The organism is Vogesella mureinivorans (assembly GCF_007644035.1).
Classification (GTDB): Bacteria; Pseudomonadota; Gammaproteobacteria; order Burkholderiales; family Chromobacteriaceae; genus Vogesella; species Vogesella mureinivorans.
In genome coordinates this window covers 1-353 of record NZ_VMTV02000414.1, presented here as the reverse complement: position 1 = coordinate 353, position 353 = coordinate 1, and the positions used below count along the sequence as shown (strand labels likewise).

1 protein-coding gene is annotated in these 353 nt (G+C 63.7%); it reads left to right on the top strand.

Annotated elements, in window-relative coordinates; translation table 11 throughout:
- Positions 1 to 353 (top strand): hypothetical protein (locus tag FLQ44_RS11275; protein ID WP_206208839.1); only part of this gene is annotated, 353 nt, incomplete at both ends.

The following is a 353-nucleotide window of genomic DNA, read 5'->3' as shown; positions in this document are numbered from 1 at the left end:
CCGACGAAGCCGACGAAACCGTCAAGCTGAGCATCGGCGGCAAAGACGCCACCGGTACCATCCTCGACAACGACGGCACGCCGACCATCGAGTCGATCGGTAACAACCTGGGCACCGGCGACGTAAGCGCCACCGAAGGCAGCGATCTGGCCTTCACCGTCAAGCTGTCCAACGCATCGTCCAGCGCCACCAGCTTCGACTTCGCGCTGCAAGACGGCACCGCTACTGCTGATGACTACGGCACCGCCACCTTCAGCAATGGCGTGAGCTACGACCCTGCCACCGGCAAGATCACCGTGCCGGCCGGCGTCACCAGCTTCACCGTGACTGTGCCGACCAGCAATGACACCACC